General features: G+C 62.4%; 16 protein-coding genes. 7 read left to right on the top strand and 9 right to left on the bottom strand.

From position 1 onward, the window contains the following. The first annotated feature begins 9 nt into the window (after window positions 1-9). Both pncB and nadE read left to right on the top strand, forming a co-directional pair. Entirely contained in the window at window positions 10-1,227 is a 1,218-nt protein-coding gene (pncB, locus tag AB4N92_RS23600) for a nicotinate phosphoribosyltransferase (RefSeq protein WP_198831587.1), read from the top strand. A gap of 1 nt (window position 1,228) precedes the next feature. Continuing rightward, window positions 1,229-2,038: an ammonia-dependent NAD(+) synthetase gene (gene nadE / locus AB4N92_RS23605; protein WP_044287011.1), complete on the top strand. Its 810-nt coding sequence runs from the start codon at window positions 1,229-1,231 to the stop codon at window positions 2,036-2,038. A 34-nt stretch (window positions 2,039-2,072) separates the two neighbouring features. Here the strand turns inward: nadE and AB4N92_RS23610 are convergent, their stop codons facing one another. The 7 genes from AB4N92_RS23610 to AB4N92_RS23640 are packed head-to-tail and all read right to left on the bottom strand — an operon-like array spanning window position 2,073 to window position 8,512. Next, window positions 2,073-3,104 carry an ABC transporter substrate-binding protein gene (locus AB4N92_RS23610; RefSeq protein WP_042571137.1) on the bottom strand — a complete coding sequence of 344 codons (1,032 nt, stop codon included), beginning with the start codon at window positions 3,102-3,104 and terminating at the stop codon, window positions 2,073-2,075. A 14-nt stretch (window positions 3,105-3,118) separates the two neighbouring features. Then, window positions 3,119-4,216, bottom strand: a complete 1,098-nt coding sequence (locus tag AB4N92_RS23615) for an NAD(P)/FAD-dependent oxidoreductase (protein WP_236266770.1) — start codon at window positions 4,214-4,216, stop codon at window positions 3,119-3,121. Continuing rightward, window positions 4,213-5,556 carry an FAD/NAD(P)-dependent oxidoreductase gene (locus tag AB4N92_RS23620; RefSeq protein ID WP_042571138.1) on the bottom strand — a complete coding sequence of 448 codons (1,344 nt, stop codon included), beginning with the start codon at window positions 5,554-5,556 and terminating at the stop codon, window positions 4,213-4,215. The genes AB4N92_RS23615 and AB4N92_RS23620 overlap by 4 nt, the downstream gene beginning before the upstream one ends. Beyond that, window positions 5,553-5,843 carry a (2Fe-2S)-binding protein gene (locus AB4N92_RS23625; protein ID WP_010211090.1) on the bottom strand — a complete coding sequence of 97 codons (291 nt, stop codon included), beginning with the start codon at window positions 5,841-5,843 and terminating at the stop codon, window positions 5,553-5,555. Before AB4N92_RS23625 ends, AB4N92_RS23620 begins: the two co-directional genes overlap by 4 nt. Then, a complete protein-coding gene (locus tag AB4N92_RS23630; RefSeq protein ID WP_010211089.1) occupies window positions 5,843-6,637 on the bottom strand; it encodes an ABC transporter permease in 795 nt (264 codons plus the stop codon). The genes AB4N92_RS23625 and AB4N92_RS23630 overlap by 1 nt, the downstream gene beginning before the upstream one ends. 4 nt (window positions 6,638-6,641) lie before the next feature. Continuing rightward, the gene (locus AB4N92_RS23635; protein WP_021493287.1) at window positions 6,642-7,487 is read right to left on the bottom strand and encodes an ABC transporter permease; all 846 of its coding nucleotides are present in this window, start codon (window positions 7,485-7,487) and stop codon (window positions 6,642-6,644) included. Beyond that, a complete protein-coding gene (locus tag AB4N92_RS23640) occupies window positions 7,484-8,512 on the bottom strand; it encodes an ABC transporter ATP-binding protein (RefSeq protein WP_021493286.1) in 1,029 nt (342 codons plus the stop codon). The genes AB4N92_RS23635 and AB4N92_RS23640 overlap by 4 nt, the downstream gene beginning before the upstream one ends. A 242-nt stretch (window positions 8,513-8,754) precedes the next feature. Here AB4N92_RS23640 and AB4N92_RS23645 point away from each other — a divergent pair, with 242 nt between their 5' ends. Continuing rightward, a complete protein-coding gene (locus AB4N92_RS23645; protein ID WP_021493285.1) occupies window positions 8,755-9,585 on the top strand; it encodes an IclR family transcriptional regulator in 831 nt (276 codons plus the stop codon). Between the two features lie 53 nt (window positions 9,586-9,638). On the opposite strand, the gene AB4N92_RS23650 is transcribed toward AB4N92_RS23645, so the two are convergent. Continuing rightward, on the bottom strand, window positions 9,639-10,304 hold the full coding sequence (locus tag AB4N92_RS23650; protein WP_010211084.1) for a response regulator: 666 nt from the start codon (window positions 10,302-10,304) through the stop codon (window positions 9,639-9,641). Beyond that, window positions 10,279-13,662 carry an ATP-binding protein gene (locus AB4N92_RS23655; protein ID WP_010211083.1) on the bottom strand — a complete coding sequence of 1,128 codons (3,384 nt, stop codon included), beginning with the start codon at window positions 13,660-13,662 and terminating at the stop codon, window positions 10,279-10,281. The genes AB4N92_RS23650 and AB4N92_RS23655 overlap by 26 nt, the downstream gene beginning before the upstream one ends. Before the next feature lie 301 nt (window positions 13,663-13,963). Here AB4N92_RS23655 and urtA point away from each other — a divergent pair, with 301 nt between their 5' ends. From urtA to urtD, 4 genes are all read left to right on the top strand, one after another. Beyond that, entirely contained in the window at window positions 13,964-15,172 is a 1,209-nt protein-coding gene (gene urtA / locus AB4N92_RS23660; protein WP_010211081.1) for an urea ABC transporter substrate-binding protein, read from the top strand. 163 nt (window positions 15,173-15,335) lie between these two features. Next, window positions 15,336-16,253: an urea ABC transporter permease subunit UrtB gene (urtB, locus tag AB4N92_RS23665; RefSeq protein WP_010211080.1), complete on the top strand. Its 918-nt coding sequence runs from the start codon at window positions 15,336-15,338 to the stop codon at window positions 16,251-16,253. Window positions 16,254-16,263: 10 nt separating this feature from the next. Beyond that, window positions 16,264-17,427: an urea ABC transporter permease subunit UrtC gene (gene urtC / locus AB4N92_RS23670; RefSeq protein WP_010211079.1), complete on the top strand. Its 1,164-nt coding sequence runs from the start codon at window positions 16,264-16,266 to the stop codon at window positions 17,425-17,427. Continuing rightward, entirely contained in the window at window positions 17,424-18,182 is a 759-nt protein-coding gene (gene urtD / locus AB4N92_RS23675) for an urea ABC transporter ATP-binding protein UrtD (protein WP_010211078.1), read from the top strand. Before urtC ends, urtD begins: the two co-directional genes overlap by 4 nt. Window positions 18,183-18,189: the final 7 nt, after the last annotated feature.

Consider the following 18,189-nt stretch of genomic DNA (forward strand, 5'->3'; position numbering starts at 1 on the left):
AGAGACACCATGGAAAGTGCCTACGACTACGAAACGCCCGTTATCCAGGGTTTGCTCGACACCGATTACTACACCTTCACCATGATGCAAGCCGTGTTGCACCAACACCCGAATGTCGATGTGGAATACAACTTCATCGTCCGCACCAAGGAGAAACTCGGCCACTTGATCCCCGAACTGCGCGCCGAGCTTGAGAAAATGGCCGGGCTGCACATGCGCGAAGGTGAACTGCGCTTTCTGTTCAACCCGCGCTTTCGCGAATACCTCACCCCGGATTACGAGCGTTTCCTCGGCCTGTTCCGCTTCAACCTGCGTTACGTTCACGTCAGCGAAATCGACGGCCAACTTAACATCCGCGTGGTTGGCCCGATGCTGCACTGCATCATGTTCGAACAGCCGGTCTTGGCCCTGGTCAGTGAGCTGCGCAACCGCGACAAATACCCCGATGTGACCCTGGAAGACGTCACCCGCAAGCTCTACCAGAAGTTCGACTGGTTGGAGAAAAACCTCAGCCGCGAAGAGCTGGCCGACCTGCGTGTGTCCGACTTTTCTACCCGGCGGCGCCTGTCATTCAAGGCCCAGCGCGAGGTGGTCGATATCATGCGCCGCGACTTCCCCGGTCAGTTCGTCGGCACCAGTAACGCGCACCTGGCCTACGAATTCGACCTGCCGCTGATCGGCACCATGGCCCACCAATGGCTGATGGTGCACCAGCAACTGGGGCGGCTGCGCGAAAGCCAGAACGCTGCGCTGGAAAACTGGGTGCGCGAATACCGTGGCCGCCTGGGTATCGCCCTGACTGACTGCATCAGCACCGACTTTTTCCTCAAGGACTTCGACCTTTACTTCGCCAAGCTGTATGACGGCCTGCGCCAGGATTCCGGTGACCCCATCGTCTGGGCCGACAAGGTGCTGGCCCGCTACAAGCAACTGGGCATCGACCCGATGACCAAGGACTTGATGTTCTCCGACGGCCTGAACTTCGAAAAATGCCTGCCGATCCTGCGCCACGTGCGTGGCAAGGCCCGGTTCGGGTTCGGCATGGGCACCAGCCTGGCCTGCGATGTGGAGGGCGTGGAGCCGTTGAGCATCGTGATGAAGCTGGTGCGGGTGCATGGCGAACCGGTGGTTAAATTCTCGGACGACCCGGTCAAGAACGTCTGCGAAGACGCCTCGTTTTTGCAGTATGCAGCCAAGGTATTCAACGTCGGCCACGTGGAGGTGTGACATGCAAGACCGTATCGTGCAGGAACTGAATATCGACCGCACGCTGGTGAAGGGCGGTGAGGCCAACGAAATCCAGCGGCGCATCGACTTCATCAAGGCCACTTTGCGCGGCTCCGGCTGCAAGGCGTTGGTACTGGGCATCAGTGGGGGTGTTGACTCCCTCACGGCCGGTCGTCTGTGCCAGTTGGCAGTGACGCAATTGCGCGACGAAGACTACGCCGCGCGCTTCATCGCCATGCGCCTGCCTTATAAAACCCAGGCCGACGAAAGCGACGCCCAGGCCTCCCTGGCGTTCATCACCCCGGACCAGATCGACACGCTCAACATCGCCGCCAGCGTCGACGGCCTCATGGCCAGCCTGACCACCACTGAAGTCAGCGCCGCCCATGTCGATTTCATCAAGGGCAACGTCAAGGCACGCACGCGGATGATCGCCCAGTACGCCGTGGCCAACTTGCATGACGGCCTGGTGGTCGGTACCGACCACGGCGCTGAAGCCTTGATGGGATTTTTCACCAAGTTCGGTGACGGCGCCTGCGATCTGGCCCCGCTGTCAGGCCTGACAAAAACCCAGGTGCGCCTGCTCGCCACGGCCCTTGGCGCCCCCGACAACCTGGTGCACAAACACCCCACCGCCGACCTGGAAGAACTCGTACCCGGCAAGCTGGATGAATATGCCTACGGTTGCACGTATGCAGAGATCGACGCCTACCTGATGGGCGAACCGGTGAGCGAGCGCGTGAGAACCATTGTCGAGCAGGCCTACCTGAAGACCGCCCACAAACGCGCGCTGCCCATTACCCCCTTGTAGGCGCTGGCGAGCCAGTTGCTACAGGGGATTTCGGTCAACGTTCGATTGAGCGGCTCCAGCGCGCATTCCACTCCGGCCGCGCCTGGTTGACCTGGTCCCAATCAATTGAAATCGCGGTCTGCAAGTAACCCTGCATGGCTTCGACCCGTGCCCGGGTCTTGTCGGTGGTCGGCGTGGTCGGGTTCGATGGGATCTGGTCACCTTCTTCCAGCGCCGGGGCCTGGGCTTCGGCGGTGAGCAGGAAGGCTGCCAGTTTCTGCGCCAGTTCCGGCTGGTCGTTACGGGCAATCACACATTCAGCCACGTTCAGCACCACCGCACCTTCCTTGGGTTGCGCATATTCCATGGGCACGCCGAGCAGTTTCTGGGTGGCGACCTGGGTGGGCGTCAGCGGGAAGATCGCGGCTTCGTCGGTCTGCACCATTTCGGAGATCTTCGCGGAGCTGGCGATGTATTCCAGCACATTGGGGCCGACAGTTTTCGGCCAGGCCTTGAAGCCGGGGTCCACGTTGGTTTCGTCGCCGCCCTGGATACGGTTGAACATCAGGAAACCGTGCAGGCCGAAGGTGGATGAAGCCAGGGACTGGAACACCACTTTGTCCTTGAAGCGCGGGTCGGCGAGGTCCATCCAGGAGGTGGGCGCGGCCCAGCCTTTTTCCTTGAACATCTTGGCGTTGTAGCCCAGGCCGGTGACGCCGAGGGTTACGGCCACGGCTTCTTCCTTGATCTTCGCCTTGGCGGGGATCTGTTCCAGGGTCGGGCTTGGCGCCAGCTTGTCGCACAGGCCCATGGCGATGGCGCGGTACATGATCCCATCATCGAGGAACATCACGTGCATCTGCGGGTTGTCTTTGTTGGCCTGGACCTTGGCGAGGATGTCCGACGAGGTGCCGGGCACGATCACCACGTTGACGTTATTGGCCTTTTCGAACGCGGGCAGCACCTTATCGGCGTACACCCGCTCCATGGTGCCGCCGTTCATGCCCAGGTACAGCGTGGGCGCGGCGTGCGAGGTGGAGGCGAGCAGGGCGAGGGACAAGCAGGACAGCGCAATACGTGGGTTCATGGATGTTTTTCCTCTCAGGCTTCGAAACGACGGATGGAAAACGCTTCGATGGGTTGGCGGCTGGCTCCGTCGCAGACGATCTCTGCCAGGGCTTCACCGACCGCAGGACCGAGCTGGAACCCGGCGCCGGCAAAGCCGAAACCGTGGAGCAGGCCGGGTTGAGTGCTGCTGGGGCCGATCACCGGTTCATGATCGGGGAGGTAACCTTCGGTGCCACTCCAGGTGCGGATGGCCTGGGCACCTTTGAGGAACGGGTACAGCTCGCCGGCATTGCGCAGGATCTCCAGCACCGCGGCCTGCCCAGGTCGTGCTTGCTGCGGGCCGAGGGCAAAGCCGCGACCGCCGCCGAGGATGCAATTGCCCCGGGCGACCTGTCGTGCATAGATCCCACCACCTTCGACGCCAGTGCTCACGTCCATCACTACCGGCAAGGGCTCAGTGACCAGCATCGCCGGGTGTGCCGAAGTCATAGGCACTGCTTCGCCAAACTGCTCGGCCACCGCACCTGCCCACGCCCCTGCGCAATTGAGCAGCCACGGCGCTTGCAGATGCAGGCCGTTGGCGCAGTGCACCTGGAAGTGCTGGCCGTCATGCTCGATACGCGTGACCTGCGACTGTTCATAAATGTGCGCACCGCGGTGTTTCGCCGCGCGAGCAAAGGCGGGCGACACCAGACGTGGGTTGGCGTGGCCATCTTCCGGGCAGAGCGAGGCGCCTACGGCGATATCACCCACCCACGGGAAGCGTGCACGCAATGCGGTGTAGTCGAGCAACTGCAAACCCAGGCCAAATCCCCGTGTCTGCTCGGCATACGCCTGCAACGCTGAGAAATCGGCGTGACTGCGCGCCAGCTTCAAATGCCCGGAGCGCACGTATTCGCCGTCAATGCCGATCAATCCCGGCAAGTCCGCCCACAGCTGGTGGGCGCGTTGCGACAGTGGTAACTGGTGCAATGGCCGGCCTTGGCGCCGCACGCCGCCATAGTTGACGCCGCTGGAATGGGAGCCGCAGAAATCCCGCTCCACCAGCGCCACCCGCTGGCTTTTCTGCGCCAGCATCAGCGCTGCCGAGGCGCCGACGATCCCGCCGCCCAGTACGATGACGTCGATCATGGCTGTACCTCCACGCCAAACGGGAGCGGTTTGATCGGCGCCTGGCCCCGCAAGCGGCCGACGTGTTCGATGGCCCGACCACTGCGTTCGGCGACAATCTCCGCTGCCGCCAACCCGCACATCCGGCCCTGGCAGCGGCCCATGCCTACCCGACAATGGGCCTTGACGCGATTGATCTCCCAGTGACCTTCATCCACCACCGCGCGTACGTCGCCGACGCTGACTTCTTCGCAACGACAGAGGATCAACTTATCGGGGGCTTCGGCTGCCCATTCCTCCGGGAACGGGAATGCGGTTTCCAAGCCATGGCGAAAGCGCTGGATGGCCGTCAGTTGTTGCTCCAGCACAGCAGGGCGGCGGTGATCGATGGCAATGCGCGAATCCTCGAGCACGGCCAGCGCCGCACGTTCACCCGCCATTTGCGCCGCATCCGCGCCCATGATTCCGGCGCCATCGCCCGCCAGGTACACGCCATTGACGCTGCTGCGTCCGGCGCTGTCCCGATGGGGCAACCATGCGCGGTTCAGGGCACTCCAAGCGAATTCACAGCCGAGCAAGTCCGCCAGCTGCGTCTCGCTGCGCAGGGCGTGGGCGAAGGCCACGGCGTCGCATTCCAAGGCCTGATCATCCCATTGAATGCCGCTGACCCGTTGCGCGCCGTCGATCTGTTGAAGCGTGGCGCCTTGATGCACGGGAATCCCATGGGCCGTCAGCCAGGCGCGGTAATACAAACCTTTGGCTAACGTCGCCGGTTGCCCTAACAGCGCGGGTAATGCACGGCACTGGGCACTGAACGGCGCGCTGTCGAGCACCGCCACCACCCTGGCGCCGGCCTTGGCGTATTGATAGGCGACCAGGTAGAGCAACGGCCCGCTGCCACAAAACGCGACGCGCTCACCGATGGCGCAGCCCTGGTACTTCAGCGCGATTTGCGCCGCACCCAGGCTATACACGCCCGGCAAGGTCCATCCCGGCACGGGCAGGATGCGGTCGGTGGCGCCCGTGGCGACGATGAGTTGCGCGTACTCGATGCTTTCGGCGCGGCCGTTGTTGAGCATGTCCAGGCGCCCGTCCTCGGCATTCCACACCAGGGTTTCAGGGCGGTAGTCGATCAGGGGGGCGAGCTCATCCATCGTGCGGTGCATGGCTTGGGCCTTGCGCGCTTCAAATCCGTAGATCTGCTTGGCGGTGCGTTGAAAGCCCAGCGGTTGACGTCGATAAATCTGCCCGCCGCCGCGCAAGCTTTCATCCACCAGGCAAGGTTTGATGCCGTGGTCGAGCAACGTGCGCGCCGCGCTGATTCCGGCCGGGCCTGCGCCCACAATCACCACGGGCTTCATGGTCGGCGCCCCGGATCGCGGCTGATGGCCTGGCCTTCTTCCAGTAGCGTCGAACAGGCGCGCACGCGGCGCCCGTCTTCAAGCCGCACCCAACAATCCTGGCACGCGCCCATCAGGCAGAAACCGGCCCGTCGTTCGGCGCTGAAGTCACTGCCACGCAGGTGTTCGGCGCAGGTCAGTACGGCGGTCAGCAGGGTGTCACCGAGCAAACCGCTGGCAGGTTGCCCATCAAGGGTGAAGGCCAGGGCCGGGCGCTGGGTTTCGGCCAGGCGTTTGAACAGGGCCATCAGTGTTTCCCCACCAATACACGGTCCAGGCCGTAGACCCGGTCCAACAGGATCATGGTGGCCGCTGTCAATGCAATCACCAGCGCCGACACCGCCGCCATCATCGGATCGATGGACTCGGTGGCATACACATACATGCGCACCGGCAAGGTCTGGGTCGCCGGCGAACTGACGAAGATCGACAACGTCACCTCATCGAAACTGTTGATGAACGCCAACAGCCAGCCGCCCGCCACGCCGGGCAGGATCATCGGCAGGGTGATCTGGCGAAACAGCGTAAAGCGGCTGGCACCCAGGGACTCGGCAGCCTGCTCGGCGCTGCGATCAATACCAATCGCGGCGGCCAACACCAGGCGCAGCACGTACGGGGTGATGATCACCACATGGGCCAGCATCAGCCAGGTGAAGCTGCCATTGACGCCCATCAGCGCGAACAAGCGCAGCATCGCCACGCCCAGCACCAGGTGCGGGATGATGATCGGCGACAGGAACAACGCGCTGAAAAAATTGCGCCCTGGGAATGTGTACCGGCTGATCGCCAAGGCCGCTGGCACGGCAATCAAGGTGGCCAGGGTCGCGGCGGTGAATGCCAGAATGAGGCTGTTATAGAACGCCTGGATGAAATCCGCGCGCTCGAACACCGCGCGAAACCAACGCAGGGAGAAGCCCGACGTGGGCAGGCTCAAGGTGTTTTCCGGCGTGAAGGCCACCAGGCACACCACCACCAGTGGCGCCATCATGAACAGCACCACCACACCGTGGAAACCGAGGGCCAAAGGACCGTTTCTGGACATGCGCTTAAACCCCCAGGGACTTTTTGTAGCGGCCTTCGACCATGCGGTTCCAGCTCAGCATGATCAGCAGATTGACCAACAGCAGCACCACCGCGATGGTCGCGCCCATGGGCCAGTTGAGTTCCGAGAGGTATTGGTCGTACACCACGGTGGCGACCATTTTCAGGCGACGACCGCCGAGCAGGCCAGGGATCGCAAAGGAACTGGCGGCCAGGCCAAACACGATCAGGGTGCCGGACAGCACGCCGGGCATGACCTGCGGCAACACGATCTTGCGCATCACCGTGGCCTGGCTGGCGCCCAGGGACAACGCGGCTTGTTCAGCCGACGGGTCGAGCTTCTGCAGGGAGGTCCACACCGGGATGATCATGAACGGCAGCATCACGTGCACCAGGGCAATGATCACCGCGAACGGCGTGTACAGCAGCTTCACCGGGCGCCCGCCGAGGAACTGGATGACCTGGTTCGCCAACCCGTCTGCGCCAAGCAACAGGCTCCAGCCAAAGGCGCGCACCACCACCGAAATCAGCAAGGGCGTAAGGATCAGGATCAGGAAGATCGAGCGCCATGGCGTGCCCATGCGGCTGAGGATGTAGGCCTCGGGCACACCGATCAGCACGCACAGCAGCGTGACCAGTGCACTGATCCAGAAGGTGCGCCAGAAGATCTCGTAGAAGTACGAGTCGCTCAATAGCGACAGGTAATGCGCGAAGGTCCATTCATCGGCCTTCACGCCCACCTGGTAGTCGAACACGTTGAACGACAACACCAGGGTCAGCCCCAACGGCAGGATCAGCAACCCGGCAAACAGCACCAGGGCGGGCAATGACAACAGGTAGCCCCGGCTCATGCGTGCACCTCATCCTTCGCCAGCACGCGTAGCAGACTGGCTTGCCAGTCCAGGCCCACCGCCGCACCGCAACCGAGCGGCGCGCTGCCGTCGTTGCTGCGCACCACGGTGATTTCGCCCAGGCTGGTGTGGATGCGATACAGCCATTGGCTGCCGAAAAAGTAGCTGTCGAGGACCTTGCCTTGCAGTCGGCCGCTGCCTGCGTCGACCAATTGGATCTTTTCCGGACGCAGGCTCAGGGTCAGTTCGCCGTCGCCGCTTTCGTGACGTACTTGTGGGCTTCCCAACAGGTCGTAGTCGCCCGGCAACAGGTTAGCCTTGCCGACAAAGTCCGAGATGAAGCGGGTACGCGGGTGTTCGTAGAGCTTGTACGGTGCGTCGATCTGGGTCACGCGCCCGGCTTGCATGACCACCACGCGGTCGCTGATGGACAGCGCTTCGGCCTGGTCGTGGGTGACCATCAAGGTGGTGATACCGACGGCGCACTGGATGCGGCGGATTTCGAACTGCATCTCTTCGCGCAAGTTGGCGTCGAGGTTGGACAGCGGTTCATCCAGCAGCAACACCGGCGGCTCAATCACCAGTGCGCGGGCGAGGGCCACGCGCTGGCGTTGGCCGCCGGACAGTTCACGCGGGTAACGGTCGGCGTGGGGGGCCAGGCGCACCAGTTCCAGCACAGTCTTGACCTTGCTGGCGATCTCGGCGGCCGGCACTTTGCGCATCTTCAGGCCGAAGGCGACGTTGTCGCGCACGCTCATGTGCGGGAACAGCGCGTAGCTCTGGAACACCACGCCCAGGCCTCGACTGGCGGGCTTGGCGTGGGTGATGTCACGGCCGTCGAGCAGGATCTGCCCGCCACTTACATCAACGAAGCCGGCGATCATTTGCAGCGTGGTGGTCTTGCCACAGCCCGAGGGGCCGAGCAGGGAAACGAACTCGCCTTTTTCCACCGCAAGGTCAGTGGCGACCACCGCATCGACGGCGCCATAGCGTTTGCTCAAGGCGTTGAGTTGGAGAAATGCCATGTCTGCGTTCCACCTTTTTTGAGTCGCGTCGAAACGCGCTTTTTTGTTTTGGGCAGATGCGAATGAGGTGTAGCCGGTGCGTTGGCGCTCGATCTTGAGTCGGCTGCCGTTAGTTGTTCAATTCGCCCCTGTGGACGCAGATTAGGACGAAGACTAGGATGGGCGGAAGATGGAATTTCACTGAATGGACTACTATTTTCAAATTTATTCACTCACCGGAATTAACTAAGATATTGGTTATTATGGATTCCACTGACCGAAATGATGGCGGTAAAGAAGTGGGTGCCGGTGCGGTGTCTCGGCTGTTCGCGCTGCTGCGCACCCTGGGTCAGGTGCCGGAGGGCGGCGAACGCGTTACCCAGCTCGCGCAACAGGTGGGCCTGTCCCAACCCACCACTCACCGGCTGCTGCGCAGCCTGATGGACGAAGGCATGGTCGAGCAGGACGCACGCAGCAAGCGCTATCGCCTGAGCCTGGAGTTCTTCGCCCTGGCGGCGCATGCGGGCAAGACCGGCAACCTGCGTGACCTGGTGCGGCCAAGCATGTTGCGCCTGAGCGCATCATTGGGTGATTCGCTGTTCCTGCTGGCGCGTTCAGGCTTCGATGCGATCTGCCTGGACCGCAGCGAAGGCCCGTACCCGATCCGCACCTTCACCGGCGATATCGGCGGGCGCGTGGCATTGGGTGTGGGGCAGGGCAGCCTGGCGATCCTGGCGTTCTTGCCGGAGGAGGAGCGCGAGACGGTGATCCGTTACAACTTGCCACGGCTCAAGGACTTCCACCTGTATGACGAAGTGCTGCTGCGCTCGGAAGTGGAGAACGTGCGCAACCTGGGCTATGCCGCACGCAATACCGGGGTGTTGGAAGGCATGGCGGGGTTGGCGGTGCCGATCCTCAATCGTGACGGACATGCGGTGGCGGCATTGAGTGTGGCGACCATCAGCGATCGGCTGGGGCCGAGCCGGTTGCCAATGGTGGTGGAGTTGTTGAAGCGCGAAGCGGCGGCGATCGGGCCCCGGATCAATCCGTTTGATCCGACGTTGCGCCGGCCCTCACAAACCTTCGGCGGGTAACGATTTCAGCCACGATGAAGAGCAAAAAATGGGGGAGCGGGCCTCACACACATTCAGATGGCGGCCAGGGCGACTGAGGTGGCCGCCGTGCGGGTCTCCACGCCCAACTTCACATACACATGCTCCAGATGCTTGTTTACCGTCCTCGGGCTCAACCCCAGAATATCCCCGATATCCCGATTGGTTTTCCCGCACGCCACCCAGCGCAGCACCTCTACCTCACGCTCGGTCAACTGAAACCGGGCTGACAGCAGCCTCTGCGCCGGCTCATCTTCAAGCGTCAACACACTCGGCTGCTGCGCCTCCCGCGCCGACAACAAAATACGTGACGTGCGCAAATGTGCCGCCACCCGCGCCAGTACCTCGTCGGTCTGGATCGGCTTGGTCACGTAGTCACTGCCACCCACTTCAAAACCCTGCACCACGTGCCTGGTGTCGGTCAGCCCGGTCATGAACACCACCGGGATGTCCGCACTGGCGGGTTGCGCCTTGAGCCGGCGGCAGGTTTCGAAGCCGTCCAGGCCGGGCATCATTGCGTCCAGCAGGATCAGGTCCGGGCGCCGGCGTTGTACGCGGTTCAACGCGCTGAGGCCATCGAGGGCCACCAGCACCATATAGCCCGCGTCGTCGAGGGCGTCAGAGAGCATCGCCAGGTTATCCGGCGTGTCGTCGACGATCAGCACAACGCCGGGTTCAGTGCTGCGGGTGAGTGCATTCATCTTCGGCCTCCTTGAGGGTGCGGTTGAGTTCATCCAGGCGAAAACCCTTGAGCAGCCCGCGTACCTTGCTGATGAAAGGCTCGGTGTCGGGCTGCTGCGCAAGGATCGTGTCGAGTTTTTCGTGCAGGCCGCGCACGTAACCGATGGCGCTGAGTTCGGCGAGTACCGCCAGGTCTTCGGCGCCGGGCAGCACACGGGGAGGCGGTGGCGGTATCGAGCGCTGGGTGCGCCGTAGCCAGTGCAGGTCCAGGTGCTGTTGCAGGCGCCCGAGCAGCTCCGGCGTGCGCACGGGCTTGGCCAGGTAGTCGTTGCAAGCGGCGGCAATGCTGCGTTCGCGGTCGTCGGTAAAGGCGTTGGCCGAGATCACGATGATCGGTGCGGTGCACAGCGCATTACGGCGGATCAGGCGGCTGGTTTCGTAGCCATCCAGGGTCGGCATCGACAGGTCCATCAGGATCAGGTCCGGCGCCAGCAGCGCCACCTGGCGGATCGCGTCCTGGCCATTACTGGCCTGGATCACCTCGAAGCCCAGCGGCGTGAGCATGCCGCTGAGCACCTTGCGATGGTCTACATGGTCATCCACCACCAGGATGCGCCGCCGCTCGCCTTGATAACCGATGATGTCGTGCTCCACATGCACCACCGCTTGCGGCGCGCGCACCTGAGACAGGAACAGCCGCACCTGGAAGCAGGTGCCCTTGTCCAGCTCGCTGGTTACTCGCAGTTCGCCGCCCATCAACGCAGTCAGCATGCGCGTGATAGTCAGCCCCAGGCCCACGCCGTTGTCCTGGCGCATCAGGTCGCCGCGCTCGAACGGCTGGAATATCCGCTCCAACTGCCCAGGATCGATGCCGATGCCGGTGTCGATAATCTCGAAGTTGGCGGTCTCGCGCATATAACTGACCCGCAGGCGCACTTCGCCGCTGTCGGTGAAGTTCACGGCGTTGCCCAGCAGGTTGATCAGGATCTGGCGCACGCGTTTTTCATCGCCGCGCACCACCGCCGGGATCTTGCCCACGCAGTCCAGGCGAAAACGCAGACCCTTGTCGTGAGCTTGCGGGGTGAACATCTGCTCCAGGTCGTGGAGCAGCTCGGGGAAGGGGATTTCGGTGAGTTCCAGGCGCAACTTGCCGGCCTCGATCTTGGCCACGTCGAGCAAACCGTCGATCAATGACACCAAGTGCGAACCACTGCGCAGGATGGTCGCCAGTGCATCCTGATGCTGTTCGGGCATGGCGCTGTCGCGCTGCAGAATCTGGGTGAAGCCAAGGATGCTGTTGAGCGGCGTGCGCAGTTCGTGGGACAGCCCAGTGACGTAGCGGCTCTTGGCGGCATTCGCGGCTTCCGAGGCTTCCTTGGCTTGCTGCAGGGCCTGGTCGGTGAGGCTGTGGGCGTCGATTTCCTGCATCAGCAGCAGGGTTTGGCGGTCGGATTCCTCCTGGGCTACGCCACGGCTTTCGCGGGTCAGCACCACCCACCAGGCGAGCACCGCGGCCAGGACCGAGAGGGTCAGGAACGCCTTGAAGAACGCCTGGTACAGGGTTTCCGAATGGGGCAAGCCCTGGGCCGCCTGTACGTAGATCAACGCCAATGCGCCGGCCAGCATCAGCACCAGGGCGAGCAACAATCCCAGGTAATGGGCCAGGCGTGTGTGCAGGCGCGGCATCATCGTGTTGGGCAGCAGCCAGCGCAGTACGCCTTCGAACTGGGTGACCAGGCGGGCGTGGGGCTTGCAACGATCACCGCAGCGCGCATCCAGCGAGCAACACAGTGAGCAGATCGGCGTGCTGTAGGCCGGACAGAACGCCATGTCCGCGGTCTCGAACGGGTTGCTGCACAGCCCGCACACCGCGTGGGTCGCGGGGGCAACCGGGTGAATCAACTGCACGTCGCTGGTGCGGGCGATGTAGTACTTGCCCTGGGTCAGCCAGGCCAGCAGCGGCGCCATCACCAGCGCCGTGCTCAGGGCCACGAAGGGCGGTGCCGCCTGGGCCAGGGCGCCGAACAGGCCGAAGTGGGCGAGGATCGACAGCAACGACGCAATCAGCATCGAGCCGACGCCCACCGGGTTGATATCGTAGAGGTGCGCGCGCTTGAACTCGATGTGCCGGGGCGACAGGCCCAATGGCTTATTGATCACCAGGTCCGCCACCAGCGTGCCGATCCACGCGATCGCGATATTGGCGTAGAGCCCCAGCACCTGGTCGATGACGTCGAACACGCCCAACTCCATCAACATCAGCGCGATGGCCACATTGAACACCAGCCACACCACGCGACCGGGGTGGCTGTGGGTCACGCGGGCGAAAAAGTTCGACCAGGCCAGGGAGCCCGCGTAGGCATTGGTCAGGTTGATCTTCATTTGCGAAATGATCACGAACAGCACCATGGCGCCGAGCGCCCATTCCGGCGAACTGAACACGTAGCGGAACGCAACCAGGTACATCTGGGTCGGCTCGGCAGCGCGTTCCATGGGGATTTCATGTTGCAGCGCGAGAAACGCCAGGAACGCCCCGGCGAACATCTTCAAAGCGCCGGGGATGATCCAGCCGGGGCCGGCGCAGAGCAGGGCGGCCCACCAGCGCTTGCGGTTGGCAGCAGTTTTTTCCGGCAGGAACCGCAGATAATCCACCTGTTCACCGATCTGCGTCACCAGCGACAACGCCACCGTGCAGGCGGCGCAGAACGCCAACAGGTTGAAGCCGCCGCCGTCACCGCTGCGTCCGACAAAGCTGGTCCAGTCGCTGAAGGCGTCGGGGTTCTTCCACCCCACAAAGCCATACGGCAGCACCAGCAACAACAGCCAGATCGGTTGCGTCCACAGTTGCAGGCGGCTGATCAGCGTCACGCCGTACGCCACCAGCGGGATCACCAGCAGCGAGCAGATCACATAGGCCAGGGCCAGCGGGATATGGAAATACAGCTCCAGTGCCAGCGCCATGATCGCCGCTTCCAGGGCGAAGAACAGGAAAGTGAAGCTGGCGTAGATCAGCGAGGTGATGGTGGAACCGATATAGCCGAAGCCGGCGCCACGGGTGAGCAGGTCCATGTCCACGCCGTAGCGCGCGGCGTAATAGCTGATGGGCAGGCCGGTGAGGAAGATCACCACGCTGATGGCGAGGATCGCCCAGAAGGTGTTGGTAAAACCGTAGTTCAAGGCCAGCACGCCGCCGATGGCCTCCAGCGCCAGGAACGACACCGCGCCGAGTGCGGTGTTGGCAATGCGCAGCTCCGACCACTTGCGGAAGGACTTGGGGGTGTAGCGCAGGGCGTAGTCTTCCATGGTCTCGTCGGCGACCCAGGTGTTGTAGTCGCGGCGGATCTTGACGATGCGCTGGGTGCCGGAAGGAGGGTGCACGGCGGGAGACTCCGGAAAGAGGGCGGGTGTTAATGAGCAAGTTCCATGCCCCGATTCAAAATGTGGGAGCTGGCTTGCCTGCGATGGCGGTGGGTCAGGCATGGGGAAGTCGGTTGATACACCGCCATCGCAGGCAAGCCAGCTCCCACATTGATCGGTGCTGTCAGGGCGGGCGGGATCCTGCTCGAAAATGGTGCGCAGTGGCATACGTCAAATGACGTACGCCGTTACGTCAGGCTGCGTATACCCGCCCCAGTCCTCTGCCGCCATGCTGGACTCCTCATTGCAGAGGAGTCGCCCCATGGCACCACGATTGATCCGCTCCACACCGCTGTTGGCCCTGTCATTGCTGGCGGCCGCTCTGTTCAGCCAGGGCGTGCTGGCCGATAACGAAGGCCTCGCCGTGACCCCGACCGAAGTCACCGTCGGCCAGTTGCACTCCGCCACCGGCACCATGGCGATTTCCGAAACCGGTTCGATCCAGGCCGAACGCTTGGCCATCGAACAGATCAATGCCTCTGGCGGGATCCTCGGACGGCAGATCAAGGTGATCCAGGAAGACGGCGCCTCCGATTGGCCGACCTTCGCCGAAAAAGCCAAGAAGCTGCTGGTCAACGACAAGGTCGCCGCCGTGTTCGGCTGCTGGACCTCGGCCTCGCGCAAAGCCGTACTACCGATCTTCGAAAAGGAAAACGGCCTGCTCTACTACCCGACCTTCTATGAAGGCCTGGAACAGTCGAAAAACGTGATCTACACCGGGCAGGAAGCCACCCAGCAAATTCTCGCCAGCCTCGACTGGATCGCCAAGACCAAGGGCGCCAAGACCTTCTACCTGGTCGGCTCCGACTACATCTGGCCGCGCACGTCGATGAAGATTGCGCGCAAGCACATCGAAAACGTCCTGCACGGCACCGTGGTCGGCGAAGACTACTACCCGCTGGGCAACACCCAGTTCGGTTCGCTGATCAACAAGGTCAAGCTGAAAAAGCCTGATGTGGTGTTTGCGGCGGTGGTGGGTGGGTCCAACGTGGCGTTCTACAAACAACTCAACGCGGCGGGCGTTAATTCGGCCAAGCAGACCCTGCTGACCCTGTCGGTCACCGAGGACGAACTGCTCGGCATCGGCGGTGAAAACATGGCCGGTTTCTATGCCTCCATGAAGTACTTCCAGAGTCTGGATAACCCCAACAACAAAGCCTTCGTCGAGGCCTTCAAGGCCAAATACGGCAAGGACGCAGTGATCGGCGACGTGACCCAGGCGGCCTATCTGGGGCCGTGGCTGTGGAAAGCGGCGGTGGAGAAGGCCGGCAGTTTCGACGTGGATAAAGTTGTGGCCGCGTCGCCTGGCATCGAGCTGAAAACCGCGCCGGAAGGCTACGTGAAGATTCACGAGAACCATCACCTATGGAGCAAGTCGCGCATCGGTGAAGTGCAGCCCAACGGTCAGTTCAAGGTGATCTACGAGTCGGATCTGATCGAGCCGAATCCGTTTCCCAAAGGCTACCAATAACCCCGGTCTTGACGCTGACCTAAGTGTGGGAGCGGGCTTGCTCGCGAATGCGGAGTGTCATTCGCCGGTGTATTGACTGATCCACCTCATTCGCGAGCAAGCCCGCTCCCACCTAAAGCGGAAGCAGATTGCAATTCAACCTGGCGCTCAGGAGACCATCATCATGGAATGGCTATCGGAATTTGGAGCCATCGCGGCGATGCAGGGGTTCAACGGCTTGTCCGTGTTCTGCGTGCTGTTGCTGATGGCATTGGGGCTGGCGATCATCTTTGGCCAGATGGGTGTGATCAACATGGCCCACGGTGAGTTCCTGACCATCGGCGCGTACACCACCTACGTGTGTTCCAGCCTCACGGCGCACTTTGCGCCGGGCTTTCAACCCTATTACTTCTTCTTCGCCATTGCCCTGTCATTCCTGGTGGCCGGTGCGATTGGCTGGCTGGTGGAGTGGGCGATGATCAGCCGCTTGTACAAGCGCCCGCTGGACACTTTGCTCGCCACCTGGGGGCTGTCGCTGGTGATGCAGCAGACCTTCCGCTCGGTGTTCGGCGCCCGTGAGGTCAGCGCTGAACCACCGGCCTGGTTGATGGGCTCGGTGAATTTCACCGATGCCATCGAGATCCCGCGCAATGGCCTGTTCATGATGGCCCTGACCCTGCTGCTCACCGCCGCGATCTTCCTGATGCTCTACCGCTCGCGTTGGGGCCTGCAAGTGCGCGCCACGGTGCAGAACCGCCTGATGAGCCGCGCGGTGGGCATTAATACGCGCAAGGTCGACCGCATGACCTTCGCCTTGGGCTGCGGCGTCGCCGGGGTGGCCGGCGCGGCGTTCACCACCATCGGCTCCACCGGGCCGACGGCGGGCTCGCAGTACATCGTCGACACCTTCCTGGTGGTGGTCTTCGGCGGCGCGCAGAGCCTGTTCGGCACCATCGCTTCGGCTTTCGTGATTGCCCAGACCCAATCGCTGTCGGAGTTTTTCCTCAGTGGCTCGATGGCCAAGGTACTCACCTTGTCCTCGGTGATTCTGATCCTGATGCTGCGCCCGCAAGGGTTGTTCTCCATCAAAGTGCGCAAGTAGAGGCGAGCGGATGAAGGCTTTAGACAAGCTGCTGGGCGGCCAGCAAAACCTGATCGGCATCGTGTTGCTGGCGCTGTTGATCCTGGTGGTATTCCCCCTGACCCTGGATGCGTTCCGCCTGAACATGGTCGGCAAATACCTGACCTATGCGTTTGTCGCGGTGGGCCTGGTGTTGTGCTGGGGCTATGGCGGCATCCTCAGCCTGGGGCAGGGCGTGTTCTTTGGCGTCGGCGGCTACTGCATGGCAATGTTCCTCAAACTGGAAGCCTCGGACCCCGAAAGCACCAAGATCCAGTCCACACCGGGCATTCCGGACTTCATGGATTGGAACCAGATCACCGAGCTGCCGTGGCTGTGGCAGCCGTTCCACAGTTTCAGCTTCACCTTGGCGGCGGTGATTGCGGTGCCGGTGCTGCTGGCGTTCATCATCGGTATGGCGCTGTTCAAGCGGCGCGTGGGCGATGTGTATTTCTCCATCGTCACCCAGGCGATTGCGCTGATCCTCACGGTGCTGATCGTCGGCCAACAAGGCCTGACCGGTGGCGTCAACGGCATCACCGACCTCAAGACCCTGCTTGGCTGGGACCTGCGCACCGACAGCGCGAAGATGATCCTGTACTTCATCAACGCCGGGTTGCTGTTCGGCTGCATCTTCATTGGCCGCTTCATCCTTGCTTCCAAGCTCGGCCGGTTGCTGATGGCGATGCGCGACAAGGAAGAACGCGTGCGTTTCTCCGGGTATGACGTGGCCAGCTTCAAGATCTTCGTGTTCTGCGTGGCCGCCGCGTTCTCGGCGATTGGCGGGGCGATGTTTGCCTTGCAGGTGGGCTTTATGTCGCCGTCGTTCGTGGGCATCGTGCCGTCGATCGAGATGGTGATCTTTGCGGCGGTGGGCGGGCGCATGTCACTGCTCGGTGCAGTGTATGGCGCGTTGCTGGTGAACTACGGCAAGACTTACTTTTCCGAGTCCTTCCCCGAGTTGTGGTTGTACCTGATGGGCGGGCTGTTTATCGCGGTGGTGATGTACTTCCCCAACGGCCTCGCCGGTTTGTGGGACAGCCATGGGCGTCAGGCACTGGCGAAAATGTTGCGGCGTAAACCTGTAGCGGCGACCCCGGTGAACGCACCGTTAACACCCAAGGCCACAAGCAAAATCCTGGAGACCCAGCCATGACCGCCGTCGGCTTTGAAATGAAAAAACCGGTGCTGGCCATTGAAGGCCTCACCGTGTCGTTCGACGGCTTCAAGGCGGTCGACAACCTTAACCTGTACATCGACCGCAATGAAGTGCGCGTGGTGATCGGCCCAAACGGCGCCGGCAAGACCACCGTGCTTGACCTGATCTGCGGCAAAACCCGCGCCACCAGCGGCAGCATCCAGTTCGATGGCCAGGAGCTGACCAACATGCGCGAGTACAACATTGTGCGTGCCGGCGTGGGCCGCAAGTTCCAGAACCCGTCGATCTACGAAAACCTCACGGTGTTCGAGAACCTGGAGATGTCTTACCCGGCCGGTCGCAAGGTATGGGGCGCGCTGTTCTTCAAGCGCAACGCCCAGGTGATCGCCCGGGTGGAGGAGGTGGCGCGGGAGATCTTTCTCGGCGACCTGCTGCAACAACAGGCCGACCTGCTGTCCCACGGCCAGAAGCAGTGGCTGGAGATCGGCATGCTACTGATGCAGGACCCCGAGTTGCTGATGCTCGATGAACCGGTGGCTGGCATGAGCGTCAATGAGCGCGCGCAAACCGCCGAGCTGCTCAACCGCATCAGCCAGGGCCGTTCGGTGCTGGTGATCGAGCACGACATGGAGTTCGTCAAAAGCATCGCCCACAAGGTCACGGTGCTGCACCAGGGCAAAGTGTTGGCCGAGGGCAGCATGGCATCGGTGCAAAGCAACCCGAAAGTTATCGAAGTGTATTTGGGCCACTGAGGAGCCG

The organism is Pseudomonas sp. S3_A09 (assembly GCF_054668065.1).

What these genes read in the sequence shown, in the direction of transcription:
- urtB (WP_010211080.1), top strand. Translation starts at nt 15,336, where the DNA reads ATGGAATGGCTATCGGAATTTGGAGCCATCGCGGCGATGCAGGGGTTC.
- AB4N92_RS23645 (WP_021493285.1), top strand. Translation starts at nt 8,755, where the DNA reads ATGGATTCCACTGACCGAAATGATGGCGGTAAAGAAGTGGGTGCCGGT.
- AB4N92_RS23650 (WP_010211084.1), bottom strand. Translation starts at nt 10,304, where the DNA reads ATGAATGCACTCACCCGCAGCACTGAACCCGGCGTTGTGCTGATCGTC.
- AB4N92_RS23615 (WP_236266770.1), bottom strand. Translation starts at nt 4,216, where the DNA reads ATGATCGACGTCATCGTACTGGGCGGCGGGATCGTCGGCGCCTCGGCA.
- AB4N92_RS23610 (WP_042571137.1), bottom strand. Translation starts at nt 3,104, where the DNA reads ATGAACCCACGTATTGCGCTGTCCTGCTTGTCCCTCGCCCTGCTCGCC.
- urtA (WP_010211081.1), top strand. Translation starts at nt 13,964, where the DNA reads ATGGCACCACGATTGATCCGCTCCACACCGCTGTTGGCCCTGTCATTG.
- nadE (WP_044287011.1), top strand. Translation starts at nt 1,229, where the DNA reads ATGCAAGACCGTATCGTGCAGGAACTGAATATCGACCGCACGCTGGTG.
- urtD (WP_010211078.1), top strand. Translation starts at nt 17,424, where the DNA reads ATGACCGCCGTCGGCTTTGAAATGAAAAAACCGGTGCTGGCCATTGAA.
- pncB (WP_198831587.1), top strand. Translation starts at nt 10, where the DNA reads ATGGAAAGTGCCTACGACTACGAAACGCCCGTTATCCAGGGTTTGCTC.
- urtC (WP_010211079.1), top strand. Translation starts at nt 16,264, where the DNA reads ATGAAGGCTTTAGACAAGCTGCTGGGCGGCCAGCAAAACCTGATCGGC.
- AB4N92_RS23630 (WP_010211089.1), bottom strand. Translation starts at nt 6,637, where the DNA reads ATGTCCAGAAACGGTCCTTTGGCCCTCGGTTTCCACGGTGTGGTGGTG.
- AB4N92_RS23635 (WP_021493287.1), bottom strand. Translation starts at nt 7,487, where the DNA reads ATGAGCCGGGGCTACCTGTTGTCATTGCCCGCCCTGGTGCTGTTTGCC.
- AB4N92_RS23640 (WP_021493286.1), bottom strand. Translation starts at nt 8,512, where the DNA reads ATGGCATTTCTCCAACTCAACGCCTTGAGCAAACGCTATGGCGCCGTC.
- AB4N92_RS23620 (WP_042571138.1), bottom strand. Translation starts at nt 5,556, where the DNA reads ATGAAGCCCGTGGTGATTGTGGGCGCAGGCCCGGCCGGAATCAGCGCG.
- AB4N92_RS23625 (WP_010211090.1), bottom strand. Translation starts at nt 5,843, where the DNA reads ATGGCCCTGTTCAAACGCCTGGCCGAAACCCAGCGCCCGGCCCTGGCC.